The 17528-nt window shown below is 62.6% G+C and carries 16 protein-coding genes and 1 pseudogene; 9 read left to right on the top strand and 8 right to left on the bottom strand.

Annotated elements, in window-relative coordinates; translation table 11 throughout:
• Positions 1 to 31: 31 nt before the first annotated feature.
• The 3 genes from AC19YX_RS13650 (at position 32) to fdhA (ending at position 2926) form a co-directional block, all read left to right on the top strand.
• Positions 32 to 664, top strand: coding sequence for a sarcosine oxidase subunit gamma (locus tag AC19YX_RS13650; protein WP_078472801.1), 633 nt, complete (start codon positions 32 to 34; stop codon positions 662 to 664).
• 85 nt (positions 665 to 749) lie between these two features.
• Complete coding sequence (purU, locus tag AC19YX_RS13645) at positions 750 to 1607, top strand: formyltetrahydrofolate deformylase (RefSeq protein ID WP_020295383.1); 858 nt, start codon at positions 750 to 752, stop codon at positions 1605 to 1607.
• 119 nt (positions 1608 to 1726) lie between these two features.
• Complete coding sequence (gene fdhA / locus AC19YX_RS13640; RefSeq protein WP_020295384.1) at positions 1727 to 2926, top strand: formaldehyde dehydrogenase, glutathione-independent; 1200 nt, start codon at positions 1727 to 1729, stop codon at positions 2924 to 2926.
• A gap of 184 nt (positions 2927 to 3110) precedes the next feature.
• On the opposite strand, the gene AC19YX_RS13635 is transcribed toward fdhA, so the two are convergent.
• The 3 genes from AC19YX_RS13635 to AC19YX_RS13625 form a co-directional block, all read right to left on the bottom strand.
• Positions 3111 to 3680, bottom strand: coding sequence for a hypothetical protein (locus tag AC19YX_RS13635; protein ID WP_500606456.1), 570 nt, complete (start codon positions 3678 to 3680; stop codon positions 3111 to 3113).
• Between the two features lie 149 nt (positions 3681 to 3829).
• A complete protein-coding gene (locus AC19YX_RS13630) occupies positions 3830 to 4504 on the bottom strand; it encodes an anti-sigma factor (protein ID WP_500606455.1) in 675 nt (224 codons plus the stop codon).
• Positions 4501 to 5142 (bottom strand): sigma-70 family RNA polymerase sigma factor, encoded by a 642-nt coding sequence (locus AC19YX_RS13625; RefSeq protein ID WP_201128331.1) that lies wholly within the window; start codon positions 5140 to 5142, stop codon positions 4501 to 4503. Before AC19YX_RS13625 ends, AC19YX_RS13630 begins: the two co-directional genes overlap by 4 nt.
• A 191-nt stretch (positions 5143 to 5333) precedes the next feature.
• Between AC19YX_RS13625 and AC19YX_RS13620 the strand changes: the two genes are divergently transcribed.
• Positions 5334 to 5891: a DUF2780 domain-containing protein gene (locus AC19YX_RS13620; protein ID WP_500606454.1), complete on the top strand. Its 558-nt coding sequence runs from the start codon at positions 5334 to 5336 to the stop codon at positions 5889 to 5891.
• On the opposite strand, the gene yihG is transcribed toward AC19YX_RS13620, so the two are convergent.
• Positions 5892 to 6779: a 1-acylglycerol-3-phosphate O-acyltransferase, YihG family gene (gene yihG, locus AC19YX_RS13615; RefSeq protein WP_500606453.1), complete on the bottom strand. Its 888-nt coding sequence runs from the start codon at positions 6777 to 6779 to the stop codon at positions 5892 to 5894.
• Positions 6780 to 6979: 200 nt separating this feature from the next.
• Between yihG and rloA2 the strand changes: the two genes are divergently transcribed.
• The 5 genes and pseudogenes from rloA2 to AC19YX_RS13590 all read left to right on the top strand — a co-directional run.
• Positions 6980 to 7480, top strand: coding sequence for a retropepsin-like aspartic peptidase RloA2 (gene rloA2, locus AC19YX_RS13610; protein ID WP_020295390.1), 501 nt, complete (start codon positions 6980 to 6982; stop codon positions 7478 to 7480).
• A gap of 75 nt (positions 7481 to 7555) precedes the next feature.
• Complete coding sequence (gene creB / locus AC19YX_RS13605; protein ID WP_078472807.1) at positions 7556 to 8236, top strand: two-component system response regulator CreB; 681 nt, start codon at positions 7556 to 7558, stop codon at positions 8234 to 8236.
• Positions 8236 to 9657 (top strand): two-component system sensor histidine kinase CreC, encoded by a 1422-nt coding sequence (creC, locus tag AC19YX_RS13600; protein WP_078472808.1) that lies wholly within the window; start codon positions 8236 to 8238, stop codon positions 9655 to 9657. The genes creB and creC overlap by 1 nt, the downstream gene beginning before the upstream one ends.
• A gap of 142 nt (positions 9658 to 9799) precedes the next feature.
• On the top strand, positions 9800 to 11179 hold the full coding sequence (gene creD / locus AC19YX_RS13595; RefSeq protein ID WP_078472809.1) for a cell envelope integrity protein CreD: 1380 nt from the start codon (positions 9800 to 9802) through the stop codon (positions 11177 to 11179).
• 240 nt (positions 11180 to 11419) lie between these two features.
• Positions 11420 to 11911, top strand: a pseudogene (locus tag AC19YX_RS13590) (hypothetical protein); the annotation flags it as partial.
• A gap of 46 nt (positions 11912 to 11957) precedes the next feature.
• On the opposite strand, the gene AC19YX_RS13585 reads toward AC19YX_RS13590, so the two are convergent.
• The 4 genes from AC19YX_RS13585 to AC19YX_RS13570 form a co-directional block, all read right to left on the bottom strand.
• Positions 11958 to 13265: an MFS transporter gene (locus AC19YX_RS13585; protein ID WP_500606452.1), complete on the bottom strand. Its 1308-nt coding sequence runs from the start codon at positions 13263 to 13265 to the stop codon at positions 11958 to 11960.
• 380 nt (positions 13266 to 13645) lie between these two features.
• Complete coding sequence (locus AC19YX_RS13580; RefSeq protein ID WP_078472812.1) at positions 13646 to 13825, bottom strand: hypothetical protein; 180 nt, start codon at positions 13823 to 13825, stop codon at positions 13646 to 13648.
• Entirely contained in the window at positions 13822 to 14952 is a 1131-nt protein-coding gene (locus AC19YX_RS13575) for a PepSY-associated TM helix domain-containing protein (protein WP_201128325.1), read from the bottom strand. The genes AC19YX_RS13580 and AC19YX_RS13575 overlap by 4 nt, the downstream gene beginning before the upstream one ends.
• Positions 14953 to 15014: 62 nt before the next feature.
• Entirely contained in the window at positions 15015 to 17471 is a 2457-nt protein-coding gene (locus AC19YX_RS13570) for a TonB-dependent siderophore receptor (RefSeq protein ID WP_500606451.1), read from the bottom strand.
• Positions 17472 to 17528: the final 57 nt, after the last annotated feature.

Here is a 17528-nt window from a genome sequence, read left to right as displayed (position 1 = left end):
GCTCCAACAGAATTCAACACAGGTGCTCCATATGACCGCTGCCAATGTTTACCAGCAACGCCCGACCACCGGGGCCAAGGCCGAGTCGTCGCTGCATCACGCCGACCTCGCCAGCCTTGTGGGCAAGGGCCGCAAGAATGCCGGCGTGACCGTGCGCGAAAAGAAACTCCTGGGCCACCTGACGATTCGTGGCGATGGCCATGACCCGGCCTTTGCTGCCGGCGTGCACAAGGCCCTGGGCATCGAATTGCCCGGCGCCCTGGCGGTGATCGTCAAGGGTGAAACCAGCCTGCAATGGCTCGGCCCGGATGAGTGGCTGCTGATCGTGCCTGGTGGTGAAGAGTTCGCCGCGGAAAAGAGCCTGCGCGAAGCCCTGGGCGAGTTGCATATCCAGATCGTCAACGTCAGCGGCGGCCAGCAGATCCTCGAGTTGTCGGGGCCCAATGTGCGCCAGGTGCTGATGAAGTCCACCAGCTACGACGTGCACCCGGACAGCTTCCCGGTGGGCAAGGCGGTCGGCACGGTGTTCGCCAAGTCGCAGTTGGTGATCCGCCATACCGCTGAAGACACCTGGGAACTGCTGATCCGCCGCAGCTTCTCCGATTACTGGTGGTTGTGGCTGCAGGATGCCGCCGCCGAGTACGGCTTGAGCGTCCAGGCCTGAATGCTGCGCCGTGGTGGCAGGCGCCCCCGCCGCAGGGGGCGCCCGGTCCACGACCAGTTTTTTCTTTACTCAGGAGTCGTCAACGATGAGCCGCGTCCCAGACACATGGATTTTGACCGCCGATTGCCCCAGTGTGCTCGGCACGGTGGACGCGGTGACCCGCTTTCTGTTCGAGCAGGGTTGCTACGTCACCGAGCACCACTCCTTCGATGACCGGCTTTCGGGCCGTTTTTTTATTCGCGTTGAATTTCGCCAGCCCGAGTCCTTTGACGAGCAGGGGTTTCGCGCCGGCCTGGCCGCCAGGGGCGAGGCCTTCGGCATGGTCTTCGAACTGACCGCGCCCAATTACCGGCCCAAAGTGGTGATCATGGTCTCCAAGGCCGATCACTGCCTCAACGACCTGCTCTACCGCCAGCGCATCGGCCAACTGTCGATGGACGTGGTGGCGGTGGTGTCCAATCACCCCGATTTGAAACCTTTGGCCGACTGGCACCAGATTCCCTACTACCATTTCCCCCTCGACCCTAACGACAAACCGTCCCAGGAGCGCCAGGTGTGGCAGGTGATAGAAGAGTCGGGCGCCGAGCTGGTGATCCTTGCGCGCTACATGCAAGTGCTGTCGCCGGAGCTGTGCCGCAAGCTCGACGGCAAGGCGATCAATATCCACCACTCGTTGCTGCCCGGTTTCAAGGGCGCCAAGCCGTACCACCAGGCCTACAACAAAGGCGTGAAGCTGGTGGGCGCCACGGCGCATTACATCAATAACGACCTGGACGAAGGCCCGATCATCGCTCAGGGCGTGGAAGTGGTGGACCACAGCCATTATCCCGAGGACCTGATCGCCAAGGGGCGCGACATCGAAGGCCTGACCCTGGCCCGCGCAGTGGGCTATCACATCGAAAGACGGGTGTTCTTGAACGCCAACCGCACGGTAGTGCTTTAAGGGCAGCGGCAAGTTTCAAGCGACAAGTAACAGCGGTATGCACACTTCTTGCGGCTTGTAGCTTGCCGCTTGAAGCTGCTTCAAATCTCTTCACAACAACAACTACAGAGGTGACTTGCATGTCTGGTAATCGTGGCGTCGTGTATCTCGGCAACGGCAAGGTCGAAGTACAGAAAATCGACTATCCCAAAATGCAGGACCCCCGTGGCAGGAAGATTGAGCACGGCGTCATCCTGCGCGTGGTTTCCACCAACATCTGCGGCTCCGACCAACACATGGTGCGCGGCCGTACCACCGCCCAGACCGGCCTGGTTCTGGGGCATGAAATTACCGGCGAAGTGATCGAGAAGGGCAGCGACGTCGAGAACCTGAAGCTCGGCGATCTGGTGTCGGTGCCGTTCAACGTGGCATGCGGTCGCTGCCGTTCCTGCAAGGAGCAGCACACCGGGGTTTGCTTGAGCGTCAACCCGGCCCGCCCTGGCGGTGCCTATGGCTATGTCGACATGGGCGACTGGACCGGCGGCCAGGCTGAATATGTGCTGGTGCCTTACGCCGACTTCAACCTGCTGAAGCTGCCGGACCGCGACAAGGCCATGGAGAAAATCCGCGACCTGACCTGCCTCTCCGACATTCTGCCCACCGGTTACCACGGTGCCGTGACGGCGGGCGTAGGGCCTGGCAGTACGGTGTATGTGGCCGGTGCCGGCCCGGTCGGCCTGGCGGCTGCGGCGTCTGCCCGCTTGCTGGGGGCGGCGGTGGTGATCATTGGTGACGTGAACCCGATCCGCCTGGCCCACGCCAAGGCCCAGGGTTTTGAAATCGCCGACCTGTCCAAGGACACCCCGCTGCACGAACAGATCGCGGCCTTGCTCGGCGAGCCGGAAGTCGATTGCGCGGTGGACGCCGTGGGCTTCGAAGCCCGTGGTCATGGGCATGACGGGGTCAAGCACGAGGCCCCGGCCACCGTGCTCAACTCGTTGATGGGCGTGGTGCGGGTGGCGGGCAAGATCGGGATTCCCGGCCTGTACGTGACCGAAGACCCGGGTGCGGTGGACGCCGCAGCCAAAATGGGCAGCCTGAGCATTCGCTTCGGCCTGGGCTGGGCCAAATCCCACAGCTTCCACACCGGTCAGACCCCGGTGATGAAGTACAACCGCCAATTGATGCAAGCCATCATGTGGGACCGGATCAAAATCGCCGACATTGTCGGGGTCGAAGTCATCAGCCTCGACGACGCCCCTCGCGGCTACGGCGAATTCGATGCCGGCGTACCGAAGAAATTCGTCATCGACCCGCACAAACTCTTCAGCGCTGCTTAATTCCAGCCGCAACAAACAGGGCGACCCACGGGTCGCCCTTTTTTTTCTCCGCCCCCCAGCCGACCGGTAGCCTGCGCTGGCACCCATCGGGTGCCGTGGCGTGTCAGGTGTATGGATGTCATTTTGCAGCCCCAGCGCCTGTCGAGCGGCTGATGGGTGGAAAAACAGCTTCAATCTGAACCGCTCAAAACCCCCGCCCCGGGTAGTCAAACCAATGCGAACCGGATAGCACGTCTTCAATCTGCGCCTGGCTATATAACCCGAGGGCATCGCGTTGATAGCGCGATCGCCATTGCGGCAGCCACCAGTAGTTGAGTGCGGTACCCCTCGGGGTCATGACGAAGCCCAGCACCGAGGCATCGATAAGCCCACGCTGATACAGCTCATGACTGCGATCCATAAAGCCGAGGTAATAATCGATAGGCAGGCCAAGCATCACCATCACGGTGTGCACCTTTTCGGTGGGCGTGCGCTGGGGGTTTTGCAGAAGGCTCAGGGCTTCGCAGTAGTGCTGCCGGGGTTCGCGTGCGAGGGCGTGGGCGGCGGGTAGTTCGAGAACGGTGAAGGGGCTGCCGTTGTCTCTCCAATCGGCCCCACCCGTGGCGTCGGCGTATTGGCTGATAACCGTGCCCAAGGGGCCGGAGGTGGTTGATTCGGCGCTGCAGACCGCCTCATCGACCGGAGTGCCCATTCTCCAGATGCCAACCAGTGTTGCCAGGCCCAGCAGGCCGCAAACATACAGAAAACGTTTCATTGTGCTTCGCTTATAACGCCGAAAAAGGGTGAGTCCTTCACACCAGCACCCCTTGGCCGGTCTGAGGCCAAGGGGTTTGCGCGGCATTTTCAATCAGCTTGGGTTCGAACGCCATCTCGGGACTGATTTTTCATGCCCACCACTGAGGCTCACAACGCCACCAATGGCCCCTGATACAACACCGGCCCGGTCGGTTGCCCGGTGGGCGAGCCGCCGTGGGGTTCGAGGCTGACGGCCAGGGCGATGGGGGTGCCCAGCAGATCGCGTTGGGCCTGGCTCAGGTTGATCCGGCCCTTGCCACCCACCGGCACCACGCCCAGGGAGATGGGTTTGCCGTCGGCCGGTATGGCCCACAGCTCCAGGCTGCGATCCAGGCCGACGGTGGCCAGGGCCAGGGGGTCGACCTGCAGGTATTGGCCATGGGCCTGGATCTGCAACGCCGGTTGCTGGCTGGCGCTGAGCAGGGTGGCGCTGTAGCGCACGCTGTCGCTCTGGTAGATGAAACCGATATACAGCGAGGCCAGCACCGCACAGGCAGCGACTGCCAGGCGCAGGCGCATCCACAGGGATTGCTTGGGCGGCACGTGCAGGCGTTGCGGTTCGATGCGGGCCTGGATCGCCTGCCACACTCGCTCCGGCACTTCCTGCTCCGGGAGTGTGTGGGTCAGGCTGGCGAGGTGTTCCTGCCATTGCGCCACTTCGGCGCGCAAGGCCGCGTCATCCAGCAGCCATTGCTCGAAGCGGCGTCGGGCCGCGCCCTGCATCAGGCCGATGCTGTAGTCGGCGGCGAGGGCGCGGCGCAGGGCGGGGGTCTGGTAATTCATGATTCAAGGCACCTGCGCAGGCGCTCCATGCCGCGACGAATCCACGACTTGACCGAGCCCAGGGGCGCGGCCAGGTGTTCGGCCAATTCCGAGCACGACAGGCCCTGGAAGTAGGCCACGCTGATGGACTGGCGCTGCATGCTTTCCAGGGTCGCCAGGCAGCGGTTCAAGGCGCTGGCATCGCGGGCGCGGTCCAGTTGCTCGTGGGCCGATAGGCTTTGATCCTCCAGCTGTTGTTCTTCCAGTGCGCCCAGGGGGCGTTCGCGGTGTTTGCGCAACTGGTCGATGGCCTGATTGCGAGTGATGTTGATCATCCAGGTCAGCGGCGCGGACAGGTGCGCCTGGTAGCGCGAGGCGTTGTTCCAGATGCGCACGAAGCTTTCCTGCAACACCTCTTCCGCCAGGTCGCGGCGGCCCATGAAGCGCAGGGCTACCCCGTGCAGTCGCGGCGCGACGCTGCGGTACAGGGTTTCGAAGGCGTGCCGGTCACCCAGTGAACACTGGGCCAGCAGCTGTCTGAGCTGATCGGTATCGACAGTGGAAATAACCGTTCTCCAGGCAGTCCAGGGGTGAGCCCAAGGCGACGGGCCGCGAAGGTGGCTTGAGGTTAGTCCAGGGTGGGCGGTTGTTCCATTCATCAGGGTGTCCTCCAGGCCCTTGGATATACGTGGGCAAGCAGCTGGCGGATGCACCCCGTTGGTTTTTTTTCAGGAGCGCTGTTCCCGTCTCGCGCCGACCAGCGTTCGGAACATTACTTCGGGAATTCAGTCAAAAAACTGTTTTCCATCCCACTCTTGAGGATGGCGCAGCGTTCACTGAGGTTGGCTCGATGAAGATTTCACGCGGTTTGCTACTGGCTTCGCTGATGACCCTGGCTGCGAGCCCGGTGTTTGCGGGGTTCAACCTGGGTGATGTGGCCGGAGCCATTGCCGGCGCCCAGGGCAACAAGGCCGGCGAGGCGGCCACCACCCCGCAAGCGGCCGGCTTGCTCGATACCCTGGGTTCGCAATTGAACGTGTCGCCGGAGCAGGCAGTGGGCGGCGCCGGAGCCATGCTCGGCCTGGCAAAAAACCGGCTCAGCTCCACCGATTACGCGCAATTGGCGAAAAGCGTGCCCGGCCTTGATCAACTGACTGGCAACAATGCCCTCGGCGGGCTTGGCGGTTTGGGTGGCTTGCTCGGTGATTCGGCCAAATCCCCGGCCCTGTACGGGCTGCTGGGCAATGTGAAAAACACCAACGACCTGAACAACACCTTCGGCGCCCTGGGCATGGACAGCGGCATGATCGGCCAGTTTGCGCCGTTGATCCTGCAATACCTGGGGCAGCAGGGCGTCGGTGGTTCGTTGCTGCAAAGCCTGAGCGGCATCTGGGGCACTGGCAGCTGATCAGTTGCCCTCGGCGCGCAATTGGGCGATGCGCTGATCCTTCTCGGTCCAGAGCTGGTTGACCCAGTTCTGGATCTGCTGGCGGAAGGCCGGATCGTTTTCGTAGTCGCCCTGCCACAACGCCGGGTCCAGCTCGCGGGTGCGGATGTCGATGATGACCTTGGGCACCGCGCCGCTGATCAGGTCCCAGAAGCCCGGAATCGTCGGCTGTGGATAGACCACGGTCACATCCAGAATCGCATCCAGCTGTTCACCCATCGCCGCCAGCACAAAGGCCACGCCGCCGGCCTTGGGCTTGAGCAAATGGGTGAAAGGTGACTGTTGCTGCGCGCGCTTGGCCGGGGTGAAACGGGTGCCTTCCAGGTAGTTGACCACGGTCACCGGCTGGCGCTTGAACAGCTCGCAGGCGGCGCGGGTGATGTCCAGGTCCTTGCCTTGCAACTGCGGGTGTTTGGCCAGGAAGGCCTTGCTGTAGCGCTTCATGAAGGGGTAGTCCAGCGCCCACCAGGCCAGGCCCAGGAACGGGACCCAGATCAGTTCCTTCTTGAGGAAGAACTTGAAGAACGGCGTACGCCGGTTGAGGGTCTGGATCAGCGCCGGAATATCGACCCAGGACTGGTGATTGCTGATCACCAGGTAGGAGGTGTCGACCCGCAGCCCCTCGCCGCCGCGAATATCCCACCGGGTGGGGATGCACAGGGCGAAAATCATCTTGTCGATCTCGGCCCAGGTTTCGGCGATCCACATCACCGCCCAGGATGCGTAATCGCGCAGGCGCCCCGGCAGGACCAGCTTGAGCAGGGCAAACACCATCAGCGGGCCGAACAGGACCAGGGTGTTGAGCAACAGCAGCAGGGTGACGAAACAGCCGGTGAGCAGGCGGCGCATAAGGCACTCTTGAAATCATTTTGGCGCGCCATGATAAGCAGCTTCGGCGAACAGGCCAAATCCCAGTGTGCTGACGAATGTTTCACCCAAGGCCGGGTATGCTTTTCATTCGCTGCGCCGCTAACACGGTGGCGCTGGCGAACGAATTCAGCGGCAAGGGTCTAAAATCCCGCTGCCCACTCTTCAAGGAACCCCACCACGTGAAAGCCGTCCTTGCTCTTTTGTCCCTCCTGGCCCTGCCGGTCATGGCCGCCGAGCCGACCCTCTACGGGCGCTACGAAAACATTCGCTTGCCGGAAATCGGTGAAACCCTCAAGGCCAAGATGGACACCGGGGCCCTGACCGCCTCGCTGTCGGCCAAGGACATCGAGACCTTCACCCGTGACGGCGAGGACTGGGTGCGCTTTCGCCTGGCCACCAAGGACGCCGATAACAAGGTCTACGAACACAAGGTGGCGCGGATCAGCAAGATCAAGAGTCGCTCCGACGAAGATGACGAGAAGGACGAGCCGCAGTCCGCCAAGCGTCCGGTGGTCGACCTGGAAATGTGCCTGGGCAACGTCAAGCGCACGGTGGAGGTCAACCTGACCGACCGCAGCAGCTTCAACTACCCGTTGCTGATCGGCGCCAAGGCCCTGCGTGAATTTGGCGCGGCGGTGAACCCGGCCCGGCGCTACACCGCAGACAAACCTGACTGCTGATGGCTGCTGCATCTGATTGACGCGGCCTGAGGCATCCGGCACCGTTCGGGCATTCAACTCCTGTGCCCGGACGCCATGCCCCATATCCTGATTGTCGAAGACGAAGCGGCGATAGCCGATACGCTGATTTTCGCCCTGCAAGGCGAAGGTTTCAGCACCACCTGGCTGAGCCTGGGGCAGGCGGCGCTGGAACATCAGCGGGCGACGCCGGCGGACCTGATCATTCTCGACATCGGCCTGCCCGATATCAGCGGCTTTGAAACCTGCAAGCAACTGCGGCGCTTCAGCGAGGTGCCGGTGATGTTTCTCAGCGCCCGCGACGGTGAAATCGACCGGGTGGTGGGCCTGGAAATCGGCGCTGACGATTACGTGGTCAAGCCGTTCAGCCCGCGCGAGGTGGCGGCGCGGGTCAAGGCAATTCTCAAGCGCATGGGGCCGCGGGCCATTGCTGAACCGGCTTCGGCGCTGTTTGTGGTGGACGCCGAGCGGGTGCAGATCAGCTACCGCAACCAGCCCCTGAGCCTGACCCGTCACGAGTTTCGCCTGTTGCAGTGCCTGCTGGAGCAGCCGGAGCGGGTCTTCAGTCGCGAACAGTTGCTCGATGCCCTGGGGGTGGCGGCGGACGCCGGTTACGAGCGCAGCATCGACAGTCATATCAAGAGTGTGCGCGCCAAATTGCGCCTGGTGGCCGCCACCGCCGAGCCGATCCAGACCCACCGCGGCCTGGGTTACAGCTACAGCCCGAGTCATAGCTGATGTCCCTCGGCATCCGGATCTTTCTGGTCTATGCGCTGTTTATCGGCCTGACCAGCTACTTTGTGCTCAGCACCGTGATGGAGGAAATCCGTCCCGGGGTGCGCCAATCCACCGAAGAAACCCTGGTGGACACCGCCAACCTGATGGCCGAGATCCTGCGCGATGACTTCAAGGCCGGCACCCTCAATGAAAACCGCTGGCCGCAACTGCTCGAGGCCTACGGCGAGCGGCAGCCGGCGGCCAGTATCTGGGGCCTGCCGAAGAACCAGGTCAACCACCGCATCTATGTCACCGACGACCAGGGCAAGGTGGTGCTGGACTCCAGCGGAGTCGCGGTGGGCCAGGATTATTCGCGCTGGAACGACGTGTACCTGACCTTGCGCGGCCAGTACGGTGCGCGTTCGTCGCGGGCGGTGGCCGATGATCCGAACTCGTCGGTCATGCACGTGGGCGCGCCGATCCGTGACAAGGGCAAGATCATCGGCGTGGTCACCGTGGCCAAACCCAACAGCTCGTTGCAGCCTTATGTCGACCGCACCGAACGCCGTCTGGTGTGGTACGGCATCGGCCTGATTGCCCTGGGCCTGCTGTTCGGCGCGTTGCTGTCCTGGTGGCTCAGCGCGGCGTTGCGCCGCCTGACCGCCTATGCCCAGGCGGTCAGCGAAGGCCGGCGCGCCGCGTTGCCGCATTACCGTGGTGGTGAGCTGGAGCAACTGGCCACGGCGGTGGAGCACATGCGCACCCAGCTTGAGGGCAAGGCCTACGTCGAACGTTATGTGCATACCCTGACCCACGAATTGAAAAGCCCGCTGGCGGCGATTCGTGGCGCCGCGGAGTTGCTGCAGGGCGAGATGCCGGTGGAGCAGCAGCAGCGCTTTGTCGGCAACATCGGCAGTGAAAGCGCACGCATGCAGCAGTTGATCGAACGCCTGCTGGACCTGGCCCAGGTCGAACAGCGCCAGGGGCTGGAAGAGCGAGTCGAGGTGCCGTTGGCGACCCTGATCGATGAGTTGCTGCAAAGCCAGAGCGCGCGGATCGAGCGCAAGCAATTGCAGATCGAACAGCGCATCGACCCGAATCTGACCCTGATCGGTGAGCCGTTCCTGTTGCGCCAGGCCATTGGCAATCTGCTGGAAAACGCCCTGGACTTCACCCCGGCCCAGGGCGTGCTGCGGTTCTTTGCCAAGCAACTGGGTGCGCAGGTCGAGTTCAGCCTGTTCAACCAGGCCGAGGCGATTCCGGAGTATGCCCTGGCCCGCCTCTGCGAGCGCTTCTACTCCCTGCCACGCCCGGACAGTGGGCGCAAAAGCACTGGCCTGGGGCTGAACTTCGTCGAAGAAGTGGTGCAACTGCACGGTGGCCGCATGACCATCGGCAACGTTCCCGGCGGCGTGCAAGTCACCCTCCACCTCCCTCGATAACTACCGTGCCCTGTAGTCGCAGCCTCGCGGGCTCGGCAGCGGCACAGGGGTACGAAAATCTCCACACAGTCTCCACATTGCCCTCATAAAGCCCCCATATGGGCGGCCCAGACTCTCTCTCATACGAATCGGGAGAGAATCCATGAACCGCAGCTTGACCGTAAAACTGGGGGCGATTGCCCTGTTGATCCTGCTACTGCTGATCCCCTTGCTGATGATCAACGGCCTGATCGACGACCGTCAGCAATTGCGCGACGGCGTGCTCGACGAGATCGCCCGCAGCTCCAGTGGTAGCCAACGGGTGACCGGCCCGGTGATGGTGGTCGACTACCGCAAGAAGGTCCGTACCTGGCGGGTCGATGAAAAAACCAAAAAGCGCTCTGAATACATTGTCGAGAAACAGGGCCGGTTGTTTTTCCTGCCCGAGCACTTCGAGCTCAATGGCCAGGCGCAGACCGAACTGCGCGCCCGGGGGATCTACGAGGCCCGGCTGTTTCACGCCAACACCCACCTCAGCGGCCAATTTGCCATTCCCGCGCAGTACGGCATCAGCGAAGACTTTGCCGACTATCAGTTCGACCGGGCCTTCCTGGCGGTGGGCATCAGCGACATCCGCGGTATTGAAAATGCCCTGAAACTGGAACTCAACGGCCAGACCCTGGACTTTGCCCCAGGCACCTATGTCAGCTGGCTGGACGAGGGCGTGCACGTGATGTTGCCGCCGCTGGACGTGAAGAAACCCACCCAGCTGGATTTCGGTTTCGAACTGCGCCTGCAAGGCACCGGGCAGTTGTCGGTGGTGCCGGTGGGCAAGACCAGCAAGGTGCAGTTGATGGCCAACTGGCCGCATCCGAGCTTTATCGGCAACTACCTGCCGGCCCAGCGTGAAATCACCGAGCAGGGTTTTTCCGCCACCTGGCAGACCTCGTTCTTCTCCACCAACCTGCAGCAGGCCATGGATCGCTGCGTGGCCATGAGCGAGCAGTGCGGTGATTTCAACAGCCGCAACTTCGGCGTGAGCTTTATCGACCCGGTGGACCAGTACCTCAAGAGCGACCGGGCGATCAAATACGCGTTGCTGTTCATCGGCCTGACCTTTGCCGGGTTCTTCCTGTTCGAAGTGCTCAAGAGCCTGGCGGTGCACCCGATCCAATACGCCCTGGTGGGGGTGGCGCTGGCCTTCTTCTACCTGTTGCTGCTGTCGCTGTCGGAGCACCTCGGGTTCACCCTGGCGTACCTGCTGTCGGCCGGCGCCTGCGTGTTGCTGATCGGCTTTTACGTCAGCCACGTTTTGCACAGCTGGCGTCACGGTTCAGCGTTCGCGGTCGGCCTGGCGGCCCTGTACGGCCTGCTCTTTGGCTTGCTGAGCGCTGAAGACTACGCACTGTTGATGGGCTCGCTGCTGCTGTTCGGGCTGCTGGGTGTGTTCATGGTGCTGACCCGCAAGCTGGACTGGTATGGCATTGCCCAGACCCGTGCAGCCAAGCCACTGGAGTTCGATCTGGAGACGGTTCATGTGTAGATCATTGGGGTTGCGTGAAGATCAGGCAGAGGGAGAGGCGTTGGCACAGCGCATTGCCGGGTTGTTCCCTTTGGAGCAATTACCGCCTCTGCGACGGCCGGCGGGTAGCCGCCGCCAGTGGGTGTTGCTGGACGCTCCGGTCGCTGCGGCGTGGCCTGCACCGCCGGGGCAATCGGCACCGGGGCCGAAGGCTTGAGCGAAGGCGCCGGCCGCCATCGGTAAACAGCGCTACAGGGCCGGGCGATTGATCTGTATCGTGCCGGCCGGACACTCTTTCAAACCAGGGAATGCAGGATGCGCAGGTTGTATTTCAAGCACACGGTGCTGACGTTGGCCTTGCTGGCGCTGTACGGGCTGGCGGTGGTTATCGCACTCGACAGCGAGTTTCGGCGCAAGGGTGAGGGAGAACCGGAGTTCGTGGTGATGTTTGCCTACATTGGCTGGATGCTGGTGCTTCCGGCGGCCTTATGGCTGGTGGCAGGCTTTGGCGTGTTTTGCCTCAGGGCACGCAAGGGCGTGAGTGCCAGGCTGCATCGGGCGCTGGCCCTGTGTCATCTGCCGTTGTTGTTGCTGAGCGGTTTCACGTTGCTGGTGGCCTCTGGCGCAGTGTCGGAGAACCTGTGGTTTGTGCCGGTGATCCTGATCGACCTGGCCCGCATCGCCTATGTCCTGCGCCGCTTCCCCAAATACCATCCCGTCACCTCCACCACCTCCGCCAACCCGGCCCTGTAGCCGCTGCCCAGCCTCGCGAGGCTCGGCAGCGGCTATAGGGGGTCACTCAGAGCGCGGGTTTCAATTGGGCGCCCGGGGTGTTGCTGTTGGCGGGTGAGGCCGGGGTGGGCTTGAGTTCGCGAGCGACGTTCCACACGACCAGGGCGGCGATGATGTCGAAAATCGCCAGCACCACGAACAGCGGGCTGTAGCCGATCTTGGTCACCATCACGCCAAACACCAGGGTGAATGCCGCAGCGCCCAGGTAACCGAACATCCCGCCCATGCCGGTGGCGGTGGCCACTTCATTCTTGCCGAACGAATCCGAGGTAATGGCATACAACGCCCCGGACAGGGTCTGGTGGGCGAAGCCGCCGACGCACAGCAGGGCAATCGCGGTGTAGGGGCTTGCCACGAGGCCGATGCAGGCCGGGCCGATCATGCACGAGGCGCCAAAGAACAGCACCATCTTGCGCGAGGTGAACAGCGACACCTTGCAGTAGCGGTGGAAGAACGGGCTCAGGTATCCCCCCAGCACGCAACCCAGGTCTGCGGCGAGGAACGGCAGCCAGGCGAACATCGCGATTTCCTTGATGTTCATGTGGCGCTCGGTCATCAGGTACAGCGGGATCCAGGCGTTGAAGGTCTGCCAGGCCGGTTCCGACAACATGCGCGCGCCGGCGATGGCGTAGAAGTTGCGGTTGCCGATGATCTTTTTCCAGCTGCCTTTTTTCGGATTTGGATCCTTGAAGTGCTCTTCCTGGCCACTGAGGATGTAGTCGCGCTCACGCTCGCTCAGCAGCTTCTGGTCCCGTGGGTGTTTGTACAGCACCAGCCACAGGAAGCTCCAGATGATGCCCATGGCGCCGACGATCAGGAACGCCAGCTCCCAGCCACTGTTGAGAATCGCCCAGACCACCAAAGGAGGGGCCAGCAGCGCGCCGATCGACGAGCCGATGTTGAACCAGCCGATGGCCACCGAGCGCTCCTTGGCTGGAAACCATTCGGTGGAAGCCTTGACCGCTGCCGGCAGCCCGGCCGCTTCGGTCAGGCCGAGCAGGCCACGAACCACCGCCAGGCCTTGCCAGCCCGAGGCCAGCGCCGCCGCCGCGCAGGCCACGGACCAGGCCACGGCAAATATCGCGAAGCCCAGTTTGGTGCCGATGGCATCGATGATGTAGCCGGCCACCGGTTGCATCAGGGCGTAGCAGACCTGCCAGGCAACGACGATGTGCGAGTACTGCTCGGTGGAGATGTTCATCTCGCTCATCAGGGTCGGTGCGGCCACCGACAGGGTATTGCGGGCCAGGTAATTGACCATCAGGCCAGCCGTGACCAGGCCGACCATCCACCAGCGGATGCCTTTGATTTTCATCGCTTCACCATCATTTCCTTGGATTTATGGGTGTTGCCGGTTGGCGGCGCCAAAGGGCGCGCGCAGGGGCATCACGGTGGCGAATGGGCGGCGTGCAGCAGGAAACAGGCGGGCGGTGCGGGCGAAAGACGGAGTCGGGTCATGATTGGCTGGACACTCTTTGAATTATTTTTATGGGTCGACAAATTGTTACGTTGTGTGTCGTCGTACAACTGGATTCCGTTATAAGAGCCCTTTAACGGGCTGTCAATGGGGTTTTTATTCTGGGCTGACGAGATGCAGTGGGTTGTGGCGGGACTGTCGTCGTACAACGAAGGCCGCAATTGGCCCGGGCGCCACTGCAGGGCGCCTGGGTATAGAGCGGGATCGTGGAGGGGGATTTAGCGGGGTACGAGCAATCCGCGCAGGGCGATCAGGGCCGGCAGCCCAAGGCCGAGCCAGCTCAGGCTGTCCCAGGCGCCATCGCCCAGCAGGGCGGCGAAGAGTCCGACGGCACTGAGCAGGCCGATCAGCAGCGGGGCACTGAAGACCTTCCAGAAATTGCTCTGCCGGGGCTTCATGGCGCCACCTTTTGCGTGCTGTTCAAGACGCGGCTGTTGCGCCGGCGCACGAGCCACAGGTACACGCCGCTGCCCAGGACGATAATGGTCAGCCCATCCAGCACCGCCCACAGGACCTTCATCGGCATGCCGCCATAGTCGCCAAAGTGCAGCGGCTGGGACATGCCCATGGCGTCCATGTACCACGGCCGTTCGGCCACGGCAGTGACCTGCAGGGTCGCGGCGTCGATCAGCACCGGGGTCAGCAGGTGCGAGGTCAGGTGGCTGCTGCCCTTCATGAACACCGCGTAATGGTGCTCGCTGGAAAAGCGCGTGCCGGGGAAGGCGATAAAGTCCGGGCGCATGCCCGGCGCGGCCTGCGCGGCAATATCCAGCAGACGGCTGGCCGGGGCCAGTTGCGTCAGCGGTGGCGCGTCGCGGTAAGGGGCGATCATCGCGCTCAGGCTGTCGTTGCGCCAGGCGGCGATGATCAGGTCGGCGCAGGCGCTGATCACTCCGGTCACGCCCACCACCAGGGCCCAGGTCAGGGTCACCACGCCGATCAGGTTATGCAGGTCGAGCCAGCGCAGGCGGGTGGATTTGTCGTGGCGTACGCTGGCGAACTTCAGCCGGCGCATGAAGGGCAGGTACAGCACGGTGCCGGAAATGATCGCCAGCACGAACAGCAGGCCCATGAACGCCAGCAGCAGCTTGCCCGGCAGGCCGGCGAACAGGTCCACGTGCAGGCGCAGCATGACCATCATCAGCCCGCCATTGGCCGAGGGCATTGCCACGGCCTCGCCGGTGCGGGCGTCGAGCATGAAGGTGTGGGACGAGTTCGGCTCGGTGCCGGCGGTCTTGGCCATGATCGTCACCACGCCGTTGGGATCGTCTTCATCCCAGCCGAAGTACTGCATCACCTCGCCTGGCCGATGGGCCTCGGCGGCGCGCACCAGTTGCTGCAGGTCCAGGTGCGGGGTCTCGGCGGGCATTTCCCGCAACTGCGGCGAGTCACCCAGCAGATGATCGATCTCGTGGTGGAAAATCAGCGGCAGGCCGGTCAGGGCCAGCATCAGCAGAAATACAGTACAGATCAGGCTGGTCCAGGTGTGGATAAAGGACCAGCGGCGGATGGTTTGGCTTTTCATCACGGCTCCAAAGGCAAAAGGGCCGCGGTTGAGGCGGCCCTTTAGTCACGGTTTTCCCGTTTTTAGAATTTGTAATTCACGCTGGCGACAACGTTGCGTTCGTCGCCGTAGTAGCACCAGTAACCATCGCAGTTGGACAAGTAATCCTTGTTGAGCAGGTTCTTGGCTTCTACGGCAACCGTGAGCCCTTTCATGCTGTTGTCCAGGCGCCCCATGTCGTAATGCACGGCCGCGTCATAAACGGTATAGGAACCGACATGGGCAACCGGGGTATTGGTGGTGTTGCCATAGGTATCGCCCACATAGCGCACGCCAGCGCCGACACCAAAGCCGTCGAGCGCGCCTGCATGCCAGGTGTAGTCGCTCCACAGGGTGGCCTGGTTGCGCGGAATCAGGGCCATGCGATTACCTTCTTCGGTCGGCAAGCCCTTGAGGATCTTGGTGTCGGTGTAGCTGTAGGAACCGATCAGTTTGAGGTTGTCGGTGACTTCGGTCGTGGCTTCCAGCTCCAGGCCGCGCACCTGCACTTCGCCGACCTGGCGGGTCAGGCTGCCCTGGGTGACCTTGGAGTTTTCCTGGCGCAGGTCGTAAACCGCGGCGGTCAGCAGGCTCTTGCTACCCACGGGCTGGTACTTCACCCCCACCTCGTACTGGCGACCTACCGTCGGCTTGAACGATTGGACGGCATCGACGGCCGCGCCCGTGCTTGGCTGGAACGACTCGGTGTAGGAGATGTAAGGGGTCACGCCATTGTCGAAGACATAGCTGAGCCCGGCATTGCCGGTAAAGGCCTTGTCGCGCTGGGTGCTCGTTGCATCGTCCTTGTTATGGAAGGTGGTGCCGGTGTGTACCCAGTCTTCACGACCGCCGAGGGTCAGGCGCCATTTGTCCAGGGCCATCTGGTCCTGGACGTACAGGCCGGTTTGGTAGGTTTTCTGGCTGAAATCCTGAAGCGCGAAGTAGCTGACATTGGACATGTCTTGGCCATGCACCGGGTTGATCACATTGATCGGTGGCACATTGTTGCCAATCACGTTGCCGCTGGCGTCATAGAGGTACGAGCCGCCATAAAGCCACTGGTAGTTGGTGTTCGAGCGCTGGTGATCCAGGCCCAGCAACAGGGTGTGGCTGATTTCACCGGTGTTGAAGTCTGCCTGGAAATTGTTGTCGACGGCGAACTGGCTGATGTCTTCGTTGACGATGCCGGACTCACGGTTGACGTTGCCATCGGCGTCGACGGTATTGAAGGTCGCAACGTTCACCGCCTGGAACGACAGGTCGCTCTTGGTGTAGCGCAGGTTCTGCCGGAACTGCCACACATCATCCAGGCGATGTTCGAAGGCATACCCCAGGGCGTAGTAAGTGCGGTCGTAAAAGTCCCAACCCGGTTCGCCGAGGTTTTTGTGGTGGGAAATGCTGGCGCCGGCGGGTGAAGCGAGTTTGGTGCCCTGCAGCGGCAAAAATTGCCCGGTGATACCGGTGTCGTCGCGGGTGTACTGGGAGATAAAGGTCAGACTGGTGTCTTCATCGATGTTCCAGGTCAGGCTGGGAGCGATGTTGTAGCGCTTGTCCGGGATATGGTCGACCGGCGCGTTGCTGTCTCGCACGACACCGCTGACGCGATACAGGAAGCGGCCTTCGTCATCAATCTTGCCGGTGCTGTCGAAGTTGATCTGTTTGTGTTCGTTGCTGCCGACCTGAGCTTCGAGCTGATGGGCGCTTTCAGCCTGTGGGCGGCGGCTGATCATGTCGAGCATGCCGCCGGGTGGCGTCTGACCGTAAACCGATGAAGCCGGGCCGCGCAGCACGGTGATGCGCTCAAGGTTCCAGGGTTCGACCTTGGGGTTGGAGAACGAACCCTTGGGAAGTGGCAGGCCATCAAGGAACTGAGTGGGGTCGAAACCGCGTATCCGCAACCAGTCGGCACGCGAGTCAGAGCCATAGCCGCTGCTCTGAACACCGGCGGTGTAGCGCAGGGCATCGTTGAGGTTGAGCACTTGGCGCTCGTCCAATTGTTCACGGGTGACGACCGACATCGAGCGCGGTGCTTCGACGATGGGGGTATCGGTCTTGGTCCCGGATGCCGTGCGAGTGGCGACATATCCGGCGGCTGGGCCCCAAGCGCTCTCGTAACCTTCCTGACCGGTAATACTGGTTTCCGGCAACGCCACCACGCCCTCCGGGATCGGCGCCAGGCTGTAGGTGCCGGCGCCGCTTTGCTCCAGTTGCAGGCCGGTGCCGCGCAGGGCTTCGCGCAGGGCGCCGGGGGCGTCGAACGGGCCCTTGACCGGGGCCGAGGTTTTGCCGGCGGCCAGGGATGGGTTCAGGCTCAGGGCCAGGCCAGCCTGGCTGGCGATCTGGTTCAGGGTGCTGGCCAGGGGCGCGGCCGGCAGGTTGTAGGTACGCACGCTGGACGCCTGCTCGGCGGCCAACAACGCAGTGCTGGCCAGCGGGGTGCAGAGGGCAATGGCCACGGCCAACAGGCTGGGGCGCAACAAGGTGTCTAGCGAGCGGTACATACGGCGGCTCCTGAATGGAAATAGTTCGCAATTGCCTATGTGCCGGACGAGATGCAA

Source organism: Pseudomonas sp. MF09150, assembly GCF_059862355.1.
This window is presented reverse-complemented; position numbering and strand designations above follow the sequence as displayed.

What these genes read in the sequence shown, in the direction of transcription:
- AC19YX_RS13585 (WP_500606452.1), bottom strand. Translation starts at nt 13,265, where the DNA reads ATGAAAATCAAAGGCATCCGCTGGTGGATGGTCGGCCTGGTCACGGCT.
- creC (WP_078472808.1), top strand. Translation starts at nt 8,236, where the DNA reads ATGTCCCTCGGCATCCGGATCTTTCTGGTCTATGCGCTGTTTATCGGC.
- fdhA (WP_020295384.1), top strand. Translation starts at nt 1,727, where the DNA reads ATGTCTGGTAATCGTGGCGTCGTGTATCTCGGCAACGGCAAGGTCGAA.
- AC19YX_RS13625 (WP_201128331.1), bottom strand. Translation starts at nt 5,142, where the DNA reads ATGAATGGAACAACCGCCCACCCTGGACTAACCTCAAGCCACCTTCGC.
- AC19YX_RS13630 (WP_500606455.1), bottom strand. Translation starts at nt 4,504, where the DNA reads ATGAATTACCAGACCCCCGCCCTGCGCCGCGCCCTCGCCGCCGACTAC.
- AC19YX_RS13570 (WP_500606451.1), bottom strand. Translation starts at nt 17,471, where the DNA reads ATGTACCGCTCGCTAGACACCTTGTTGCGCCCCAGCCTGTTGGCCGTG.
- creB (WP_078472807.1), top strand. Translation starts at nt 7,556, where the DNA reads ATGCCCCATATCCTGATTGTCGAAGACGAAGCGGCGATAGCCGATACG.
- creD (WP_078472809.1), top strand. Translation starts at nt 9,800, where the DNA reads ATGAACCGCAGCTTGACCGTAAAACTGGGGGCGATTGCCCTGTTGATC.
- AC19YX_RS13575 (WP_201128325.1), bottom strand. Translation starts at nt 14,952, where the DNA reads ATGAAAAGCCAAACCATCCGCCGCTGGTCCTTTATCCACACCTGGACC.
- AC19YX_RS13620 (WP_500606454.1), top strand. Translation starts at nt 5,334, where the DNA reads ATGAAGATTTCACGCGGTTTGCTACTGGCTTCGCTGATGACCCTGGCT.
- purU (WP_020295383.1), top strand. Translation starts at nt 750, where the DNA reads ATGAGCCGCGTCCCAGACACATGGATTTTGACCGCCGATTGCCCCAGT.
- AC19YX_RS13650 (WP_078472801.1), top strand. Translation starts at nt 32, where the DNA reads ATGACCGCTGCCAATGTTTACCAGCAACGCCCGACCACCGGGGCCAAG.
- AC19YX_RS13580 (WP_078472812.1), bottom strand. Translation starts at nt 13,825, where the DNA reads ATGAAGCCCCGGCAGAGCAATTTCTGGAAGGTCTTCAGTGCCCCGCTG.
- yihG (WP_500606453.1), bottom strand. Translation starts at nt 6,779, where the DNA reads ATGCGCCGCCTGCTCACCGGCTGTTTCGTCACCCTGCTGCTGTTGCTC.
- AC19YX_RS13635 (WP_500606456.1), bottom strand. Translation starts at nt 3,680, where the DNA reads ATGAAACGTTTTCTGTATGTTTGCGGCCTGCTGGGCCTGGCAACACTG.